General features: G+C 66.7%; 19 protein-coding genes. 5 read left to right on the top strand and 14 right to left on the bottom strand.

Annotation, left to right across the window (positions count from 1 at the left end; translation table 11 throughout):
• Positions 1-607 precede the first annotated feature (607 nt).
• The 11 genes from rpsQ to rpsJ are packed head-to-tail and all read right to left on the bottom strand — an operon-like array spanning position 608 to position 6,019.
• A complete protein-coding gene (gene rpsQ, locus M3G03_RS11375; RefSeq protein ID WP_259809998.1) occupies positions 608-895 on the bottom strand; it encodes a 30S ribosomal protein S17 in 288 nt (95 codons plus the stop codon).
• Between the two features lie 2 nt (positions 896-897).
• Entirely contained in the window at positions 898-1,122 is a 225-nt protein-coding gene (gene rpmC, locus M3G03_RS11370) for a 50S ribosomal protein L29 (RefSeq protein ID WP_259809997.1), read from the bottom strand.
• Positions 1,122-1,541, bottom strand: coding sequence for a 50S ribosomal protein L16 (rplP, locus tag M3G03_RS11365; RefSeq protein ID WP_259809995.1), 420 nt, complete (start codon positions 1,539-1,541; stop codon positions 1,122-1,124). Before rplP ends, rpmC begins: the two co-directional genes overlap by 1 nt.
• Before the next feature lie 3 nt (positions 1,542-1,544).
• Complete coding sequence (rpsC, locus tag M3G03_RS11360; protein ID WP_259809993.1) at positions 1,545-2,363, bottom strand: 30S ribosomal protein S3; 819 nt, start codon at positions 2,361-2,363, stop codon at positions 1,545-1,547.
• 2 nt (positions 2,364-2,365) lie between these two features.
• Positions 2,366-2,827 carry a 50S ribosomal protein L22 gene (rplV, locus tag M3G03_RS11355; protein ID WP_259809991.1) on the bottom strand — a complete coding sequence of 154 codons (462 nt, stop codon included), beginning with the start codon at positions 2,825-2,827 and terminating at the stop codon, positions 2,366-2,368.
• Positions 2,828-2,852: 25 nt separating this feature from the next.
• Positions 2,853-3,134: a 30S ribosomal protein S19 gene (gene rpsS / locus M3G03_RS11350; protein ID WP_259809989.1), complete on the bottom strand. Its 282-nt coding sequence runs from the start codon at positions 3,132-3,134 to the stop codon at positions 2,853-2,855.
• An 18-nt stretch (positions 3,135-3,152) separates the two neighbouring features.
• On the bottom strand, positions 3,153-3,989 hold the full coding sequence (gene rplB / locus M3G03_RS11345) for a 50S ribosomal protein L2 (RefSeq protein WP_259809987.1): 837 nt from the start codon (positions 3,987-3,989) through the stop codon (positions 3,153-3,155).
• Positions 3,990-4,018: 29 nt separating this feature from the next.
• The gene (gene rplW / locus M3G03_RS11340; RefSeq protein WP_259809985.1) at positions 4,019-4,330 is read right to left on the bottom strand and encodes a 50S ribosomal protein L23; all 312 of its coding nucleotides are present in this window, start codon (positions 4,328-4,330) and stop codon (positions 4,019-4,021) included.
• Positions 4,327-5,025, bottom strand: a complete 699-nt coding sequence (gene rplD / locus M3G03_RS11335) for a 50S ribosomal protein L4 (RefSeq protein WP_259809984.1) — start codon at positions 5,023-5,025, stop codon at positions 4,327-4,329. The genes rplW and rplD overlap by 4 nt, the downstream gene beginning before the upstream one ends.
• The gene (rplC, locus tag M3G03_RS11330) at positions 5,025-5,693 is read right to left on the bottom strand and encodes a 50S ribosomal protein L3 (RefSeq protein ID WP_259809983.1); all 669 of its coding nucleotides are present in this window, start codon (positions 5,691-5,693) and stop codon (positions 5,025-5,027) included. Before rplC ends, rplD begins: the two co-directional genes overlap by 1 nt.
• Positions 5,694-5,707: 14 nt before the next feature.
• A complete protein-coding gene (gene rpsJ / locus M3G03_RS11325; RefSeq protein ID WP_259809982.1) occupies positions 5,708-6,019 on the bottom strand; it encodes a 30S ribosomal protein S10 in 312 nt (103 codons plus the stop codon).
• Positions 6,020-6,457: 438 nt separating this feature from the next.
• Between rpsJ and M3G03_RS11320 the strand changes: the two genes are divergently transcribed.
• Together M3G03_RS11320 and M3G03_RS11315 are read left to right on the top strand one after the other, a co-directional pair.
• Complete coding sequence (locus M3G03_RS11320) at positions 6,458-8,320, top strand: DUF294 nucleotidyltransferase-like domain-containing protein (RefSeq protein ID WP_259809981.1); 1,863 nt, start codon at positions 6,458-6,460, stop codon at positions 8,318-8,320.
• A 1-nt stretch (position 8,321) separates the two neighbouring features.
• Entirely contained in the window at positions 8,322-9,026 is a 705-nt protein-coding gene (locus M3G03_RS11315; RefSeq protein WP_259809980.1) for an exonuclease domain-containing protein, read from the top strand.
• A 6-nt stretch (positions 9,027-9,032) separates the two neighbouring features.
• Here M3G03_RS11315 and M3G03_RS11310 read toward each other — a convergent pair whose 3' ends face one another.
• Positions 9,033-9,203, bottom strand: a complete 171-nt coding sequence (locus M3G03_RS11310) for a hypothetical protein (RefSeq protein ID WP_259809979.1) — start codon at positions 9,201-9,203, stop codon at positions 9,033-9,035.
• A 537-nt stretch (positions 9,204-9,740) separates the two neighbouring features.
• Here M3G03_RS11310 and M3G03_RS11305 point away from each other — a divergent pair.
• Positions 9,741-10,421 carry a transposase family protein gene (locus M3G03_RS11305; protein WP_259809978.1) on the top strand — a complete coding sequence of 227 codons (681 nt, stop codon included), beginning with the start codon at positions 9,741-9,743 and terminating at the stop codon, positions 10,419-10,421.
• 123 nt (positions 10,422-10,544) lie between these two features.
• Here M3G03_RS11305 and M3G03_RS11300 read toward each other — a convergent pair whose 3' ends face one another.
• Positions 10,545-12,320, bottom strand: coding sequence for a bifunctional UDP-sugar hydrolase/5'-nucleotidase (locus M3G03_RS11300; RefSeq protein ID WP_259809977.1), 1,776 nt, complete (start codon positions 12,318-12,320; stop codon positions 10,545-10,547).
• A gap of 173 nt (positions 12,321-12,493) precedes the next feature.
• Here M3G03_RS11300 and M3G03_RS11295 point away from each other — a divergent pair, with 173 nt between their 5' ends.
• Positions 12,494-14,197, top strand: a complete 1,704-nt coding sequence (locus M3G03_RS11295) for a glutamine--tRNA ligase/YqeY domain fusion protein (RefSeq protein WP_259809976.1) — start codon at positions 12,494-12,496, stop codon at positions 14,195-14,197.
• 18 nt (positions 14,198-14,215) lie between these two features.
• On the opposite strand, the gene gltX is transcribed toward M3G03_RS11295, so the two are convergent.
• Positions 14,216-15,700: a glutamate--tRNA ligase gene (gltX, locus tag M3G03_RS11290; protein WP_259809974.1), complete on the bottom strand. Its 1,485-nt coding sequence runs from the start codon at positions 15,698-15,700 to the stop codon at positions 14,216-14,218.
• Positions 15,701-15,729: 29 nt separating this feature from the next.
• Here gltX and treY point away from each other — a divergent pair, with 29 nt between their 5' ends.
• On the top strand, positions 15,730-17,994 hold the full coding sequence (treY, locus tag M3G03_RS11285; protein WP_259809973.1) for a malto-oligosyltrehalose synthase: 2,265 nt from the start codon (positions 15,730-15,732) through the stop codon (positions 17,992-17,994).
• Positions 17,995-18,080: the final 86 nt, after the last annotated feature.

Genomic DNA, 18,080 nt, shown 5'->3' with positions numbered 1-18,080 from the left:
AATTGGCATTGACTTTAAGCACGCTGTTGAGTTCTCAAGAATCGGGTGCGACCCGCGCCTCAGCCTCCCGGCCTCCGCTTGGGGCAACTCGATCAACTTTACTGGGCTGTTTCCGCGGAGTCAAATCCGCTTTCCCGTTCCAGTCAGTTGGTATGGCCGCCGTGAAGCAGCCTCTCCACCTTACCTGCCGCGATCTGCGGGGTCAAATCCGCATCTCTGGCTGTCTGGTGCCGGCGCGGCCCGAAGGCCCTTCCGGCGTCCTGTGGAGTTTTGTGCTGCTCTCTGGCAGCTCGGAGTACATTACGCACCTCTCGGGCACCCGTCAAATCGAGCAGGCGGTGTGCGCGAAAGGCCTTGTCAGGGGCGACGTCGCCAGACCTCGTCTGTAGCTCCCGCTCGGGCACTCCCCTGCTGACCACAGGCGCGCGCCCCGGTCTCGGGAGGACTGGGGATCAGGGCACGCGGAAGCCCGCGACATCAGGGAACAGCTGTCCTGTGCCGGCACCCCTGGCGTCCGTCGACCCCAAACGACGAAACGGCCCGCCCCGAAGGGCGAGCCGTTCCAGTGAATCCCATGGACCGGGTGTGACCAGCGGTCAGACCAGGATCACTTGGCCTTCTCGACGACCTCGATGAGGCGCCAGCGCTTGGTGGCCGACAGGGGCCGGGTCTCCATCACGCGGACGCGGTCGCCGATGCCGCACTCGTTGTTCTCGTCGTGGGCCTTGAGCTTGTGGGTCTGGCTCATGACCTTGCCGTAGAGGGCGTGCTTCACACGCTCCTGGACGGCGACGACGATGGTCTTGTCCATCTTGTCCGAGACGACGATGCCCTCACGAACCTTGCGGAAGTTGCGCTCGGTCTGGGCAGTCTCGGTCTGGGTGTTCTCGCTCATGCTCACTCCTCAGGTTCCGACTCGATGCCCAGGTTGCGCTCCTGCAGCACGGTGTAGATGCGCGCGATGTCCTTGCGGACCTCACGCAGGCGGCCGGTGTTCTCCAGCTGGCCGGTTGCGCCCTGGAAGCGGAGGGAGAACAGCTCTTCCTTCAGCTCCTTGACCTTGTCATTGAGGGCCTCACGGCTCAGGCCGCGCAGCTCAGCTGCGGTGGTCTTGGTTGCCATCAGAGTTCACCTGCCTCGCGCTTGATGAAACGTGCCTTGAAGGGCAGCTTGTGGATGGCCAGACGCATGGCCTCGCGAGCCACCTCCTCCGGCACACCGGACAGTTCGAAGAGCACACGGCCGGGCTTGATGTTGGCCACCCAGAACTCCGGGGAGCCCTTGCCCGAGCCCATTCGGGCCTCTGCAGGGTGCTTGGTCAGGGGACGGTCGGGGTAGACCGTGATCCAGACCTTTCCGCCACGCTTGATGTGGCGGGTCATGGCGATACGAGCAGCCTCGATCTGGCGGTTCTTCAGGTAACCGGACTCCAGTGCCTGGATGCCGTAGTCACCGAAGGCCAGCTTGGTGCCACCCTTGGCCATGCCATCACGCTTGGGGTGGTGCTGCTTGCGGTACTTCACGCGACGAGGAATCAGCATGGATCAGGCTCCTGCGTTCTCGGTGGTGGCAGCTGCCTCGGGCGCGGTGGCCTCAGCGGCAGCCTCGGCGCGACGGCGTCCGCCGCGCTCGGGACGGTCAGAGCGACCCTCGCCGCGACCCGGACGACGGGACGGACGCTGGCGTCCACCGGCAGCCTGCTGGCGGGCGGCCTTCTGGGCAGCACGCTCGGCGCGGGTACCGGAGACCTCGCCCTTGTAGATCCACACCTTGACGCCGATGCGTCCGTAGGTGGTGCGGGCCTCGTAGAAGCCGTAGTCGATGTCGGCGCGCAGGGTGTGCAGCGGCACCTGGCCGTCGCGGTAGCCCTCGGAGCGCGACATCTCGGCACCGCCGAGACGACCGGAGCACTTGATGCGGATGCCCTTGGCGCCCGCACGCATGGCGGTCTGCTGGGCCTTGCGCATGGCGCGACGGAAGGCGACGCGGGCGCCGAGCTGCTCGGCGATCCCCTGGGCAACCAGCTGGGCATCGGTCTCGGGGTTCTTGACCTCGAGGATGTTCAGCTGGATCTGCTTGCCGGTGAGCTTCTCCAGCTCACCGCGCACGCGCTCCGCCTCGGCGCCATTGCGTCCGATGACGATGCCCGGGCGGGCAGCGTGCAGGAAGATGGTGACGCGCTCGGAACGGCGCTCGATCTCGATCGAGCTGATGCCGGCGCGCTCCAGAGTCTTCTGCAGGTACTCACGGATCTTGACGTCCTCGCCCACGAGCTCGGCGTACTGCTTGTCGGCATACCAGCGAGTGGTGTGGTCGGTGGTGGTACCGAGGCGGAAGCCTGTGGGATGAATCTTCTGGCCCATGTTCAGTCCTCCTTCGTGCTCTCGGTTGCGGTCCGGTTGTAGACCTTCTTGACGGGCTTGCCGGCGTTGGCGTCCTCGGAATCGCGGGGCTCCACCACCACGGTGATGTGAGCAGCGCGCTTCAGGATGCGGCTGGCCGACCCCTTGGCGCGGGGACGAATGCGACGCATGGTCACACCCTCGTCCACGAACGCCTGGGAGATGTAGAGCTGCTCGAGTCGCAGGGACTCGGTGTGCTCGGCGTTGGCGGCGGCCGAAGCGACCACCTTGTAGACCGGCTCCGAGGCGGCCTGCGGTGCGAACTGCAGGGTCACCAGGGCGTCCTTGACATCCATGCCGCGGACGAGGTCCACGACGCGGCGGACCTTGGTCGGGCTCATCCGGACGTGACGCGCAATGGCGTACGAGCCAGGACGATCCCCGAGCAGGGCAGCGCGACGGCTGGGCCGTTCTGTGTTGCTCATTCTTCTCGTTCCTTGTCTCGCTGGCTCAGCGCCGGCGGCTCTTCTTGTCGTCCTTCACGTGACCCTTGAACGTCCGGGTCGGCGCGAATTCACCGAGCTTGTGACCGATCATCGATTCGGTCACGAAGACCGGCACGTGCTTGCGACCGTCGTGGACGCTGATGGTGTGTCCGAGCATGTCGGGCACGATCATCGAGCGACGCGACCAGGTCTTGATGATGTTCTTGGTGCCCTTGTCGTTCTGAGCATCCACCTTCTTCATCAGGTGGTCGTCGACGAAGGGGCCCTTCTTCAGGCTGCGTGGCATTGTTCTTCAGGCTCCCTATCAGCGCTTCTTGCCGGACTTGCGGCGACGGATGATCAGGCGGCTGCTCGCCTTGTTCTTGTCGCGGGTACGACCCTCGGGCTTGCCCCAGGGCGACACCGGGTGGCGACCGCCGGAGGTACGACCCTCGCCACCGCCGTGCGGGTGGTCGTGGGGGTTCATCACGACACCGCGAACGGTCGGGCGAATGCCCTTCCAGCGGCTGCGTCCGGCCTTGCCCCAGTCGATGTTGGACTGCTCGGAATTGCCGACGCCGCCCACGGTCGCGCGGCAGCGCACGTCGACCATGCGCATTTCGCCCGAGGGCATGCGCAGGGTGGCGTACTTGCCCTCGCGAGCAACCAGCTGGATCTCAGCGCCAGCCGAACGGCCGAGCTTGGCCGAACCGCCGGGGCGCAGCTCCACGCAGTGCACGGTGGTGCCCACGGGGATGTTGCGCAGCGGCAGATTGTTGCCGGGCTTGATGTCAGCACCCTCGCCGGCGACAACGGTGGCACCCTGTGCCAGGTTCTCGGGGGCGATGATGTAACGCTTCTCACCATCGGCGTAGTGCAGCAGCGCGATGCGGGCGGTGCGGTTCGGGTCGTACTCGATGTGAGCAACCTTGGCCGGGACGCCGTCCTTGTCGTAGCGCTTGAAGTCGATGATGCGGTAGGCCTGCTTGTGACCACCGCCGATGTGGCGGGTGGTGATGCGGCCGGTGTTGTTGCGTCCACCGGTCTTGGGCTTCGGGGCGAGCAGCGACTTCTCGGGGGTCGAGCGAGTCACCTCGACGAAGTCGGAGACGCTGGAGCCACGGCGACCGGGGGTCGTCGGCTTGTACTTGCGGATACCCATGAGGTCTCGTCAGTCCTTTCAGGCGCCGGTCACTCGGCCGGGGCGGAGAAGATGTCGATCCGCTGGCCCTCGGCGACGGTCACGATGGCGCGCTTGGTGTTCACGCGCTGACCGGTGCCGAAGCGCGTGCGACGACGCTTGCCCTGGCGGTTGATGGTGTTGACGCTGGTGACCTTGACGTCGAAGACCTTCTCAACGGCGATCTTGATCTCGGTCTTGTTCGCGTCGGGAGCCACGATGAACGTGTACTTGTTCTCGTCCAGGAGTCCGTAGCTCTTCTCGCTGACCACGGGCGCGAGCAGGATGTCGCGGGGGTCCTTGATCTTCAGTGCGGTGCTCACTTGGTGCTCTCCTCAGCAGCGGCCTCGGACTCGGTGGCCACGGCCTTGACCGACTTGCCCTTGTTGGGGCCGGCGATGAAGGCATCGAGGGCTGCGCGGGTGAACAGCACCGAGTCGTTGAGCAGGATGTCGTAGGCGTTCAGCTGGTCCACGGCCAGGACGTGCACGGTGGGCACGTTGCGCAGGCTCAGCCAGGTGACGTCCTCGGTGCGGTCGAGGACGACCAGCATCTTCTGGGCGTCGCCGGCCTGGGCCAGCGCCTGGAGGGCAGCCTTGGTCGAGGGGACCTCGCCGGTGATGATGCTGTCCATCACGAAGACCTGGCCATCGCGAGCGCGATCGGACAGGGCCCCACGGACGGCGGCAGCGATCATCTTCTTGTTGGTGCGCTGGGCGTAGCTGCGCGGCTGCGGGCCGTGCACGACGCCGCCACCGGTCCACTGGGGCGCGCGGGTCGAGCCCTGGCGAGCGCGACCGGTGCCCTTCTGGCGCCACGGCTTCTTGCCACCGCCGCTGACCTCACCACGGCCCTTGACGGCGTGGGTTCCCTGGCGGGCAGCAGCCTGCTGGGCCACGACGACCTGGTGGATCAGGGGGATGTTGGTCTGCACGTCGAACAGCTCGGCGGGCAGGTCGGCCTGACCGGCCTTCTTGCCGTCGGCCTGCAGGACGTCGACCTTCAGGGTCTCACTCATCACTTCTCACCCTTCTTGAGCGCGGTCTTGGACGCAGAGCGCACCACGACCAGCGAGCCACGGGGGCCGGGGATGGCGCCCTTGACCAGGATCAGACCCTTCTCGGCGTCCACGGAATGGACCGAGAGGTTCTGGACGGTCTTCTTGGCAACACCCATGCGGCCGGCCATGCGCAGGCCCTTGAACACGCGTCCGGGGGTCGAGCAGCCACCGATGGAACCGGGTGCGCGGTGCTTGCGGTGCACACCGTGGCCAGCGGACAGGCCGCGGAAACCGTGGCGCTTCATGACACCAGCGGTGCCCTTGCCCTTGGTGACGCCGGTGACGTCAACGAGCTCGGCGGCCTCGAAGGCCTCGGCGGTGACTTCCTGGCCGAGGGTGTACTCGGAGGCATTGGCGGTGCGCAGCTCCACGAGGTGCTTGCGCGGGGTGACATCGGCAGCGCTGAACATGCCGGCGTAGGGCTTGGTCACCTTCTTGGCCTTGATGGCACCGAAACCGAGCTGCACGGCGTTGTAGCCGTCCTTCTCGGGGGTACGGACCTGGGTGACCACGCAGGGGCCAGCCTGGATCACGGTCACGGGGACGACGCGGTTGTTCTCGTCCCACAGCTGGGTCATGCCGAGCTTGGTGCCCAGGATGCCCTTCACAGTGCGTTCGCTAGTCATTGTGCTCACCTGCCTCACGGAAGCTTGATCTCGATGTCGACACCGGCCGGCAGGTCGAGACGCATCAGCGAATCAACCGTCTTCGGCGTGGGGTCGAGGATGTCGATCAGCCGCTTGTGCGTGCGCATCTCGAAGTGCTCGCGGCTGTCCTTGTACTTGTGGGGCGAACGGATCACGACGAACACGTTCTTCTCGGTCGGCAACGGCACGGGGCCGGCGACCTTGGCCCCCGTACGAGTCACCGTGTCGACGATCTTGCGCGCCGACGAGTCGATTACCTCGTGGTCATAGGCCCGAAGCCTGATGCGGATCTTTTGTCCCGCCACAGTTCTTCCTTCTCTCGTCCCTGCTACTGACCGGTTTTCCGGCTGTCGCTTCCCGGCTGTCGCCGGACGTTCCCTCCGACCCACGCGGTCGGGCGTGTCGCACATTCCGGGGCCGCAGTCATCCACTCCTCCTGAACTGGATGCGGGCTCCCGGGTGACTCACACCTCGCGCTGGGGCTCCCCCGTCGCCTGGCCTCGGTATCCTCTGTCGCGAGGACCTCACCACGGCATGACGCGGGCCACCCCTGCCGGAGCAACCTGATGATTCTGTCACGATGCACGGGCAGATCAAAATCGGGGACGCCCTCCGGCCCGCTCAGTTCACTCTTTGCTCGCCTCCCATGCCTCTGCACCGGACATGTCGCGAGCGGGAGCATCGGATCCGTGCAAACGCCTGGGTTGTGGCCGGGCGATGTGGGGCGCCAGTAGACTCCGTATATGGACATCGAGGTCCGCGAGGTCAGGGATTTCCTCGCCACACATGCCCCCTGGGAGTACCTCCCCTCCCCGGCGCTGGACGCCCTCGCGAGCGAGCTGGCCATCCGCTACTACCGCCGCGGGACTCGGCTCTATGGGGTGGGCGATCCGAACAACACCGTCCACATCGTCCGCAGCGGCGGCGTCGATCTTCGGGACGCCCAGGAGCAGCTGGTCGAACGGCTCGGTCCGGGCGGCGTCTTCGGCGCCTCCTCAGTCCTCACCCAAACCCCCAGCAACCTGTCAACGACGGCGATCGAGGACAGCCTGGTCCTGATCGTCCCCACGCCGAGGTTCCTGCAGCTGGTGAGCGAGCACGAGGAGTTCCGGCGCTTTTTCGAGGCCACCAGCGATGCCCGTCTTCGCCGCGGCGCCGATCGACGCAGCCAGTCCCAGACCGGCGAGGTCACCCTGGGTCGCACCGTCGAGTCCTTCCTCGGCCGCGAACCCATCGCTGCCCCCTCCACGGTTTCCATCCAGCAGGCGGCCCAGATCATGGCCGAGCACAAGGTCTCCGCCCTGCTCCTCGTCGACCACGACCGCTTGACCGGCATCGTGACCGATCGCGACCTCCGCTCCAAGGTGGTGGCCCAGGCACGCCCCGTCGACGGTTCGGTCAGCGAGGTGATGACGCCCGACCCCATCACGATCGGACCCGAGGCCCGCGCCTTCGAGGTCCTGCTGGACATGACCTCCCGCGGCTTCCACCACCTGCCGGTGGTGCGCGACGGCAAGGTGCTGGGGCTGGTCTCGGCCGGCGACGTGATGCGGCTCGACCGCGCACACCCCATCTACCTGGCCGCCGACATCGGCCGCCAGAACTCCCCCGAGGGTGTGGCCGAGGTCTGCCGCCGGACACCGAGACTGGTGGCCGAGTACATCCACTCCGATGCTTCCGCCCGCGAGATCTCCCGCCTCCTGGGCTCCATCAACGAGTCCGCCACGCGCCGGCTCATCACCCTGGCCGAGCAGGAGCTCGGACCCGCCCCCGCCCCCTGGGCCTGGGTGGTCCTCGGTTCCCAGGCCCGCCTGGAGGCCGGTCTCGGCTCCGACCAGGACCACGCGATCATCCTCCACGATTCCGCGGCCGACCTGGATGCCGAGCAGCGCGGTTGGTGGCCCCGGCTCGCCGAACGTGTGGTCGCCGGGCTGGAGGCGTCCGGTTACCCCCGCTGCGATGGCGACGTGATGGCGACCACCTGGTGCCACACCACGCAGGAGTGGCAGCAGCACTTCGCCACCTGGCTGAACACCCCCGCCTCCCAGGAGGTGCTGTACGCCCAGATCTTCTTCGACATGCGCGCCATCCACGGCGCCACCGACCTCGCCGAGCACCTGATGGAGGTCGTCACCCGCGCCACCCCGGGAGCGAGCCGCTTCCTGGCCCACCTGGCCACCCAGGCTGTCGCGGCCTCGCCGCCGCTGGGCTTCTTCAAGGGTTTCGTCCTCGAACGAGGAGGCGAGCACGCCGACACCCTCGACCTGAAGAGTTCCAGCCACGCCATCATCCAGATCGCTCGCACCCATGCCCTTGCCCTCGGGTCCACCGAAACCGGCACCGAGGAACGCCTCCGCCTGGCCAGCGCGAGCCACAAGATCGCGCCGGACCTCACCGAAGCGCTCATCGACGCGTCCGAGTTCATCAACCACCTGCGCCTCACCCACCAGGCGGACGAGGTCAGCCAGGGGCGCAAGCCCAACAACCGCATCGCACCCAAGGCGCTCAACGCCCTGGACAAGCGCACCCTCAAGGAGGCCTTCGAGGTCATCTCCCGCGCGCAGAGGGCGCTGTCGCACACCTACTCCACGCACCTGATGAGCTGACATGGCCTTCTGGGACGCCCTGACGCGCCGCTCCCCCGACGATCGGCGCCGCAAGCTGCTCGCGCGGACGCCGGGGGGCCCGCTGCGCGCCTATCTCGAGCATCCCCTTCCCGACCCGACCACCCCGGTCGACGACCTGCGGCTGCTCGCCATCGACGTGGAGACCACCGGCCTGGACCCCACGGTCCACCGACTGTTGTCCATCGGTTTCGTGCCCGTGAATGGACGCTCGATCGACCTGTCCGGGGCTCGCCGCCTGCTGATCCGCCAGGGCGCCGGTCCCGGACCCGGCGTCGGCGAATCGGCCACCATCCATGGGCTCACCGATGACCAGTTGTCGGTGGGGCTCACTCTCGCCGAGGCACTGGCGATCACCCTGGACGCCCTGGCTGGACGCGTCCTGCTGGCCCACTACACCGACATGGAGGAGGGCTTCCTCGGAGCGGCCTGCGAGCGGGCCTTCGGCACGGCCCCCGTCTTCAGCAGCGTTGACACCATGCACCTGCAGTACCTGCTGCTCACCCAGGGCTTCGATGACGAGCCGCCACGGGACGCCCTGCGGCTGTGGGGTGCTCGTCAACGCTACGGGCTGCCCGTCTACAAGGCCCACGAGGCGCTCACGGACGCACTGGCCTGTGCGGAGCTCTACCTGGCCCTCATCGAAGAGCCGGGGACTGGCAGCAGCCTGGCGTCCCTGCAACGCTGAGTGACGTCAGCGGTTGCGCCGCCGAGCCCGGAAGAGAGCAACCAACCAGATGATGCCCGCGACCACGGCGATGGTGATGAGCATCCAGCCCAGTTCCGCCACCGCGTTGACCCGCACGGTCTCGCATCCGGACTCTGTGCAGATCCCTTGGCGATACGCGGGCGGTACCGACGTCATCCACGCCCCCATGGTAAGTAGCAGAGCAAAAATGACTACCGAGAAGACCAATCGGACTTTCACCAGGCGACCTCGCTCTTCCAATTACGCACTCCCCCCAGTTGAGTCACCGTAATCGCGGCAGTACTCGACGCCCGCCAGCGATCCGTCGTATTTCTCCACAAGATGCGCGGCCGCTAGCGCCAACCGCTCTGTTGCAGGCGAAGGTTCACCGATCCAAGAATAGCTGTCCGAGCCATGAGCCGATTCGCACCCATGGACCTGCCCATTCCCCAGATGTGAGGACGGCGCCCCCCGAGCAATGACAAGAGGAGCACCAACACGTTGGCCGCGCATAAGATCCGCCACATGCTCGCCGCCGTACCCCGCGCTGGGCTCATTCGCTCCCATCCGCGTTGACTCAAGGCGATTCTGGCCTCCTGACCCGGTCCTCACCTACGGAACCGAAGTGATCGACTTGTGGTGCAATGCTGGGTGCTGCTGGATGGCCCGACCGGCAAACGCCCCCACCCGGCTCTGCCCCAATTGGTGGAATCCTTGCGTGCCCATGACCAGCTGCAGGCCTGCGGGCAGGTGGTTGAGGCGCTGTTGCAGATGTCACCGGCGACCATCGACCGGCGCCTGAAACCGTATCGGGCAGGGTTGCTGTCCTCCTGCGGGATGAGCCATACCCGGCCCGGGTCCCTGCTGAAAGTGAGCATCCTGATGAAGACCTGGGCCGAGTGGGACAACACCGAACCCGGATTCGTGCAGATCGACCTGGTCGGTCACGAGGGCGGGGACAACAACGGTGAGTTCTGCTGGAGCCTGGACATGACAGACATCGCCACCGGCTGGACCGAAGCGATCAGCGTTCCCAGCAAGGGCGAACGCATCGTGCGTGCCGGGCTGGAACAACTCCCACTCCGTTTCCCCTTCGCGATCCTGGGGATCCATTCCGACAACGGCAGTGAGTTCATCAACCACCACCTGCAGAAATGGTGCAGCCTGCACCAGATCACCTACCACCCGTGGTCGCCCGGCCCGGTCCAACGACCAGGCCCATGTCGAGCAGAAGAACTGGGCCATGGTCAGACGCTGTGTCGGATACCACCGCTACGACACCCCTCGGGAACTGCTCGAGCTCGCCCGCCGCCGTGGACAGGTCGAACGAAGGGCCAAACGCAACCACGTCTACCTGTCCAAAACCAAGCTGTCCAAGCGGGCATCTTCACGTGAGTCAACGACCCCGCCACGCGGGCATCTTGACATGAGTCAACAAGCCATCGTGTTTTCGCCTGGCACCCACCACCTGTGATGCCGCGCTCGGCAAGTCCTCCTCGGGAGTGTCAGGCAGTCAACTCAGCCCTGGGCGGGCTGGCCGGCGACGGTTAGCTCCCAGTTCTTCACGGAGAAGTCAGCCGGGTCGATGGTGCCGTGAGCCGAGGCCCAGTCGATCAGCAGTTGGCGGATCTCCTGGTTCTGGTCGTAGACAACCGGAGCGGTGGCGATGTGCGGGAAGTTGCCCCCACCGCTGCTGCGGTAGTTGTTGACCGCGACCACGAACTTCTCCTCGCCCGCGACCGGGGTGCCACCGGCGTGGGTCAAGGAGGTGATGCGCGACCCCACGGGCTGCGACAGGTCGATCGTGTAGTTCAGGCCGGAGATGATGTCGTAGTTGTAGTCCCAGACCTGCTGGCCGTTGTAGACCACCGAGGTGTGGGTGTCGGGGTCGAAGGTGCCACCGGCCGGGACGGTGCCGAAGTACTTGGCCGAGTACTCCAGGTATTGCTTGACCTGGTCAGCGGTCATCACGACCGCCTGCAGGGTGTTGTCGTAGATGTAGAGGCCGGCGATGTCACGCACGGTCACCTCACCCTTGGGGAAGGTGGCGGTGCGGGAGAACGGGGCCGCGATCGAGAGCACCGGCAGGTTCTCGTACTGGGTGCCCTTCAGCCCGGCCTCGACGGTCTGGGTCTGCACCATCTGGATGAAGTCGATGATGGCGGTGTCCTCCCAGCGCGAGGTGGCAGCCGGCATTTCCTCGGTGGAGGTGGCCACGACCTGGTTGACATAGGCCACCGCCTTGTCGTGCATCGCCTCGACTGCAGCGGTGACGGCCGGGTCATCGGTGGCGTTCTTGCTGTACCGGGCGACCGACTTGGCGGAGGCGACGGTCCACTGGCCCTTGACCTTGATCAACTCAAAGGTCATGTCGGAGACCGAAGACGCCCAGTAGCGAGGCTGGGTGAGCAGGACCTGTTTGCCGGTCTGCTGGTTGGTGATGAACTTCTGCGGCACGTCCTGATGGGTGTGGCCCATCACGATGGCGTCGATCCCGGGGACCTGCTCGGCGATCTTGTCGCTGGGGTTCTCCGCCCCGAGGGCGGTGGTGTCATAGGAGGACTGGCCGATGCCGGCGTGGCTCATCACGACGACCACATCAGCGCCGGCCGCGCGGACCTTGGGGACCCACCGCTGGGCAGCCGCTGTCATGTCCTGGATGATGACCTTGCCCTCGAGGTTCGCCTTGTCCCAGATCATGGAACCGGGGGTGGTCAGCCCGAGAATGCCGACCTTGATTGGCTTGGCGCCCTTCACGTGGCGGGTCACGATGGTGTAGGGCTGGAAGACGGGCTTGCCCGTCTTGGCGTCCAGGACGTTGGCCGACAGGATCGGCGCCTTCAGCTGGCGGTCGTAGGTCGTGAGCAGGTCCGGGCCGTAGTTGAACTCGTGGTTGCCTATGTTGGTGGCGTCGTAGCCGACGGCATTGAAGGCAGCAGCCATCGGGTGGGTCTGGCCGGTCTTGGTGATCGGCTCCATTTTGGCGTAGTAGTACGCCAGCGGGGTTCCCTGCAGGGTGTCACCGTTGTCGACGACGATGACCGACTCAGCGCCACGCTCGGCGCGTATCTGGTTGATGATGCTTCCCGCCCGGGCCAGCCCGTAGGCCGTGCCGGACTTGTCGCTGTAGGGCTGGTTGCGGAAGTAGTCCCAGTTAAAGACGTTCCCGTGGGTGTCGGTGGTGGCCAGGACGGTCAGGGTGACCGTCCTCCGAGCGGCGATGGCGGCGGCGGGAGCGGCAGCGATGCCGGACGCCACGGCGAGGCCCGCGACCAGGGCCCAGGTCTTGCGCATGGGTGTCCTCCTGTGGCGGCGTGTCGTTGAGTGAACGAAGGGACGCGATTCCTGATGGGCCACTCCCGCGTGACGCGCTGGTGACAGTGGAGGAAACGAGAGCCCGGGCGTCCTGCACCCTATCGGGGCAGCGCGAGATGAGCGCTTCTCGGCAGACCACTAGGATCGAGCCCATGAGCCAGGACGCCACTGCCCGCAAGCCCGTCGCCTCTGACTTCATCCGTGAGGTGGTCGAGAGGGACAACGAGAAGGGCACCTACGGGGGCCGCGTCCAGACCCGTTTCCCACCCGAACCGAACGGCTACCTCCACATCGGGCATGCCAAGGCGATCGTGCAGGACTTCTCCATCGCCGAGGCCTTCGACGGCATCTGCAATGTGCGCTTCGACGACACGAACCCCGACACCGAGGAGACGGAGTTCGTCGACTCGATCCTGCAGGACATCGAGTGGCTGGGCTACCACCCCGAGAACGTCTACTACGCCTCGGACTACTTCGAGAACCTCTACGAATGGGCTCTGGAACTGATCCGTCGAGGGCTGGCCTATGTCGACGACCAGTCCGGGGAGACGATCTCGGAGCAGCGCGGCGGCTTCGGCAAGCCCGGCATCGAATCGCCTTTCCGCAACCGTCCGGTCGAGGAATCACTGGACCTGTTCGCCCGGATGCGTGCCGGGGAGTTCGCCGACGGGGAGCGCTGCCTGCGCGCCAAGATCGACATGCAGTCGGACAACATGTGGCTGCGCGACCCGGTGATGTACCGGATCCGTCGCGGCCACCACCACCGCACCGGCGACGCCTGGTGCATCTACCCCACCTACGACTGGGCACATGGGCAGTCGGACGCCATCGAGGGCGTCACCCACTCCATCTGCACCCTGGAGTTCGACTCGCACCGTCCGCTCTACAACTGGTTCCTGGAGAACCTGCCCCTGCCGAGCGACCAGCCCAAGCAGTTGGAGTTCGCGCGGCTGGAGTTCACCCACATCGTCACCTCCAAGCGCCGGCTCAAGAAGCTGGTCGCCGATGGCGTGGTGGACGGCTGGGATGACGCCCGAATGCCCACCCTGTCGGGCCTGCGCCGCCGCGGCTACCCCGCCTCGGCGATCCGCACCTTCTGCACCGAGATCGGCACCGCGCGCACCAACTCCCGCCACGCCATCGAGGCCCTGGAGGCCGTGGTCCGCCGCGAGCTCAACGCCGAGGCCCAGCGCAAGATGGTCGTGCTGCGTCCGCTCAAGCTGGTGCTCACCAACTGGCCGGTGGACGCCGAGGGCCAGCCAGTGGTCGAGTACTTCGAGGTGGCGAACAATCCCGAGCGCCCTGAGGACGGCACCCGCCAGGTGGCCTTCAGCGGCGAACTGGTCATCGAGTCCGAGGACTTCGCCGAGGTGCCTCCGCCGAAGTTCTTCCGCCTCTCCCCCGGACGCGAGGTGCGCCTGCGTGGCGCCTACCTGGTCACCGCGACCGACGTCGTGAAGGACGAGGACGGGAACGTGGTGCAGGTCAATGCGACCTACGACCCCGAGACCCGTGGGGGGGACGCTCCGGATGGCCGCAAGGTGAAGTCGACCATGCACTGGGTGTCGGTGCCCCACGCCGTCCCGGTGGAGGCTGCCCTCTACGAGCGCCTGTTCACCTCACCGGTGCCCGGCGAGCGGACCGGCGAGCCACTGGACGACCTGAACCCGAACTCGCGCGAACTGCTGCCGAACGCCCTCGGTGAGGCTTCGATCGCTGAGGTCGCGCCGGGACAGGTGGTGCAGTTCGAGCGGCTGGGCTACTTCGCCAAGGACCCTGATCGTCCTGGGTTCTTCCACCGCACGGTGGGGCTCAAGGACGAGTGGGCGGCGATCCAGAAGAAGCAGGGGAAGTAGGCACTGGCCCATCCGGGCTCAGGCGCCCACCTTCTGTCGCAGCGCCCGCATCCGGGCTAGGGACGATTCGCGTCCCAGCAGTTCCATCGACTCGAACAGCGGCGGGCTGACCTGACGTCCGGTGATGCCCACGCGCACCGGGGCGAAGGCGAACTTCGGCTTGAGCCCCAGCTGGTCGACCAGCGCCTCACGCAGGGCGCCCTGGATCGCCTCGTGGTTCCACTCCACCAGATCCTCGAGGGCAGCCAGCGCGGCGTCGAGCACCTGCGGGGCGTCCTCCTTGAGCTTGGCGATGGACTCGGGCTCGTGCACGAGGTCGGCGTCCGGGGTGAACAGGAATTCCAGCGCCGGTGCGGCGTCCCCCAGAAGGGTCATGCGCTCACGCACCAGCGGCATCGCGGCGACCACGAGCGCGCGCTGGGCGTCGTCCATCTCCGACCAGCGGCCGGTGATCATGGTTTCGTGCTCGATGACGCGATCGGCGAGCTCCTCGACCGCGAGCTCGCGGATGTAGACGCCGTTGAGCCAGTCCAGCTTCTTCAGGTCGAAGATGGGCCCACCGGTGCTGACCTTGGACCACTCGAAGGTGTCGATGAACTCCTGCAGCGTCTGCACCTCGGACTCACGGACCGGCGGGTAGCAGAGCAGCGAGAGAAAGTTGATCAAGGCCTCGGGCAGGTAGCCCTGCTCCTTGAACCAGAGCAGTCGCGCGGCAGGGTTCTTGCGCTTGCTGATCTTGGACTTGTCGGTATTGCGCAACAGCGGCATGTGCGCGAACTGCGGCAGCTCCCAGCCCAGCCACTGGTAGAGCAGGATGTGCTTGGGAGTGGAGCTGATCCACTCCTCACCGCGGACCACGGTGGTGATGTTCATGAGGTGGTCGTCGACCACGACCGCCAGGTGGTAGGTCGGGAAGCCATCGGCCTTCAGGATGACCTGGTCATCGGGGCGCGGGGCCTTCACCTGCCCACGGATGATGTCCTCGAAGACCAGCGGCACGTCATCGGGGATGAGCATGCGGACGACGGGGTTCTCGTTGAACCCGGGCAGTGCAGCGCGCTCCTCGCGGGTCTTGCCGTAGCAGAGCCGGTCGTACCCGGTGACCGCCTGCTTGGACGCCTGCTGCTCGGCGCGCATCTCCGCGAGCCGCTCGCTGGAGCACCAGCAGTGGTAGGCATGGCCCTCGGCAATCAGCTGCTCCACGAACGGCTGGTAGGTGTCCAGCCGTTCGGACTGCTTGTAGGGGGCATACGGACCGCCGACGTCGGGACCCTCGTCGTAGGTCAGCCCGAGCCACTTCAGCGTGCTCAGCACCTGGTCCTCGGAGCCCTCCACCAGGCGATTGCGGTCGGTGTCCTCGATGCGGAGCACGAACTGGCCGCCGGTCTTGCGGGCCCACACCACGTCGAACAGGGACATGTAGGCCGTGCCGACATGGGGGTCGCCGGTGGGGCTGGGGGCGACACGGGTACGGGCAGGCGAAGAGGCAGCAGGTGCAGTCATGATGGCGTCCAGACTACTAGGCTCGCAGCATGAGCCGGAGCCTGCCGACATCGACCTACCGCTACCAGATCAGCCCCAGCTTCACCCTCCAGGACGCCGCCGCGGACCTGCCCCGCATCGTCGAACTGGGCGTGGACGCGGTCTACCTGTCGCCGCTGCTGACCTCCACCACCGGATCTGATCATGGTTACGACTGGGTCGACTGCACCCAGGTCGACCCCCAGCGCGGTGGCGAGGCGGGCTGGGTCTCGTTCGTGGATGCGGCGCGCGCGCATGGCCTGAAGATCGTGCTCGACATCGTGCCGAACCACTGCGGCATCTCCAAGGCGTGGGAGAACCCGGCCTGGTGGAGCGTCCTGCGTGAGGGGCGCCAGTCGCCATATGCGAGCTGGTTCGACGTCGACTGGGACGCCGGGCCAATCCTGGTCCCCGTCCTTCCTGCCGACGGGTCGGTGGCGGGGCTCGAGTTCAGCCCGGATCGCTCCGAGCTGGTCTTCCACGAGCACCGCTTCCCGGTGGCCATCGGCTCGGCAGATGACGGTGCCGGCGCAGAGCTGGTGGCGTCCCGACAGCACTACCGACTGGCGCCCTGGCAGCTGGACGCCACCGAGCTGAACTACCGCCGCTTCTTCGCGGTGAGCTCGCTGGCAGGCCTCAGGGTCGAGGACCCCCGGGTCTTCGAGGCAACCCACGAACGGATCTTCCGGATGGCCGACGATGGCCAGTTGGACGGCATCCGGATCGACCATCCCGACGGGCTGACCGACCCCGGGGAGTACCTGCGACGCCTGCGGGGCCGGGTTGGCAACGAGATCTGGATCGTGGTGGAGAAGATCCTGGCCGACGGGGAGCAGCTGCCGAGTGATTGGCCGGTGGACGGCACCAGCGGCTATGACGCGATGGCCGAGCTGACCCGGCTGGTGGCCGATCCTGGTTCCGAGGCCGCGCTGACCGACGGCTACGGCACCCTGACCGGTGATTCGCTGGACGTCGAGCAGCATGTCCTGCTCGCCAAGCGCCAGATCGCTGCCCAGCTCTTCGGCTCGGAGCGGGCCCGAATCCAGCGCGTGCTGCCGGCGTCTCTGCGCGGCGAACCGAGCGACGCCGCCCTGGTCGAGATCGCCGCCCACATGGACGTCTACCGCACCTACCTGCCGCATGATCGCGCTGCCCTGGATCGTGCTGCCTCTGCGGCAGCACTGGGCGAGCCCTCGATGCGAGCAGACATCCAGGCGCTGATCCCGGTGCTGGCCGATGTGGATCAGGAAGCTGCCCGGCGCTTCCAGCAGTTCACCGGAGCACTGATGGCCAAGGGTCTGGAGGACACCGCCTGGTACCGCTACACCCGCTGGATCGGCGCCAACGAGGTCGGCGGGCATCCCGGCCGCCTCGGCACCACCGTCCTCGGCTGGCATGAGGACCAGGCCAGACGGCAGCTGCACTCCCCCGCCTCCATGGTGGGGCTGTCGACGCACGACACCAAGCGCGGCGAGGACGTGCGCGCGGCGCTGGGCGTGCTCACCGAGCTGGTGGACGAATCCCTGGCCTGGGGGCGGGGGTTCATCGAGACCACGCAGCTGCCGGATCGCCCGTTCGCCTGGCTGCTGGCCCAGACCCTGGCGGCCGTGGGCCCGATCGATGCTGGACGGCTCCACGCCTATGCCACCAAAGCCATGCGCGAGGCCAACACCGAAACCGGCTGGGCGGCTCCGAACTCCGGCTATGAGATGGCGGTCCACGCCGCCATCGACCAGGCGCTCACCGACCCGATCCTGGTGGAACCGCTGTCGACGCTGCGGGACCTGATGGCTGTCCCTGCGGGCGTGAACGTGCTGTCGCAGAAGGTCGTGGCGCTGACGATGCCCGGCATTCCTGACGTCTATCGGGGCACCGAGTTCGTTGAGGACTCACTGGTCGACCCCGACAATCGCCGCCCGGTGGACCTGGGCCGCTCCATGACCGAACTGGACCTCGCCAAGCACCATCTGGTGACTGAGATCCTGCGGCTGCGACGAGACCACGCAGAGCTGTTCACCAAGTACCGCCCGATCGCTCTCGGGGGGCCGCTGGCCGAGCACCTGGTCGGATACGACCGCGGTGGCGCGATCACGCTGGCCACGCGCCTTCCGGTCGGGCTCGAACGCCGCGGTGGGTGGGGGGACTCCGGACTCACGCTGCCCCAGGGCACGTGGCGCGACGTCTTGTCCGGTGCACACCACTCAGGACGCGTTCAGCTGGGCGAGGTGTTCGCTCGCCACCCGGCTGCAGTGCTCGTACCGGCAGAGCTCGCCTGAGACAGGCCCTGCTCGGCGAGCTGGCATCTCGGTGCCCAGCTAGTCAGCCAAAGCCTCGCGCACTAGGCGTTCAGTGATGCCCGCGC

The sequence above is a fragment of the Aestuariimicrobium sp. p3-SID1156 genome, from assembly GCF_025144225.1.
Lineage (GTDB): Bacteria > Actinomycetota > Actinomycetes > Propionibacteriales > Propionibacteriaceae > Aestuariimicrobium.
This window is presented reverse-complemented; position numbering and strand designations above follow the sequence as displayed.

What these genes read in the sequence shown, in the direction of transcription:
- rpsC (WP_259809993.1), bottom strand. Translation starts at nt 2,363, where the DNA reads ATGGGCCAGAAGATTCATCCCACAGGCTTCCGCCTCGGTACCACCACC.
- M3G03_RS11315 (WP_259809980.1), top strand. Translation starts at nt 8,322, where the DNA reads ATGGCCTTCTGGGACGCCCTGACGCGCCGCTCCCCCGACGATCGGCGC.
- rpmC (WP_259809997.1), bottom strand. Translation starts at nt 1,122, where the DNA reads ATGGCAACCAAGACCACCGCAGCTGAGCTGCGCGGCCTGAGCCGTGAG.
- M3G03_RS11300 (WP_259809977.1), bottom strand. Translation starts at nt 12,320, where the DNA reads ATGCGCAAGACCTGGGCCCTGGTCGCGGGCCTCGCCGTGGCGTCCGGC.
- treY (WP_259809973.1), top strand. Translation starts at nt 15,730, where the DNA reads ATGAGCCGGAGCCTGCCGACATCGACCTACCGCTACCAGATCAGCCCC.
- gltX (WP_259809974.1), bottom strand. Translation starts at nt 15,700, where the DNA reads ATGACTGCACCTGCTGCCTCTTCGCCTGCCCGTACCCGTGTCGCCCCC.
- rpsQ (WP_259809998.1), bottom strand. Translation starts at nt 895, where the DNA reads ATGAGCGAGAACACCCAGACCGAGACTGCCCAGACCGAGCGCAACTTC.
- rpsS (WP_259809989.1), bottom strand. Translation starts at nt 3,134, where the DNA reads ATGCCACGCAGCCTGAAGAAGGGCCCCTTCGTCGACGACCACCTGATG.
- M3G03_RS11320 (WP_259809981.1), top strand. Translation starts at nt 6,458, where the DNA reads ATGGACATCGAGGTCCGCGAGGTCAGGGATTTCCTCGCCACACATGCC.
- rplB (WP_259809987.1), bottom strand. Translation starts at nt 3,989, where the DNA reads ATGGGTATCCGCAAGTACAAGCCGACGACCCCCGGTCGCCGTGGCTCC.
- rplP (WP_259809995.1), bottom strand. Translation starts at nt 1,541, where the DNA reads ATGCTGATTCCTCGTCGCGTGAAGTACCGCAAGCAGCACCACCCCAAG.
- rplD (WP_259809984.1), bottom strand. Translation starts at nt 5,025, where the DNA reads ATGAGTGAGACCCTGAAGGTCGACGTCCTGCAGGCCGACGGCAAGAAG.
- rplC (WP_259809983.1), bottom strand. Translation starts at nt 5,693, where the DNA reads ATGACTAGCGAACGCACTGTGAAGGGCATCCTGGGCACCAAGCTCGGC.
- M3G03_RS11310 (WP_259809979.1), bottom strand. Translation starts at nt 9,203, where the DNA reads ATGACGTCGGTACCGCCCGCGTATCGCCAAGGGATCTGCACAGAGTCC.
- M3G03_RS11295 (WP_259809976.1), top strand. Translation starts at nt 12,494, where the DNA reads ATGAGCCAGGACGCCACTGCCCGCAAGCCCGTCGCCTCTGACTTCATC.
- rplV (WP_259809991.1), bottom strand. Translation starts at nt 2,827, where the DNA reads ATGAGCAACACAGAACGGCCCAGCCGTCGCGCTGCCCTGCTCGGGGAT.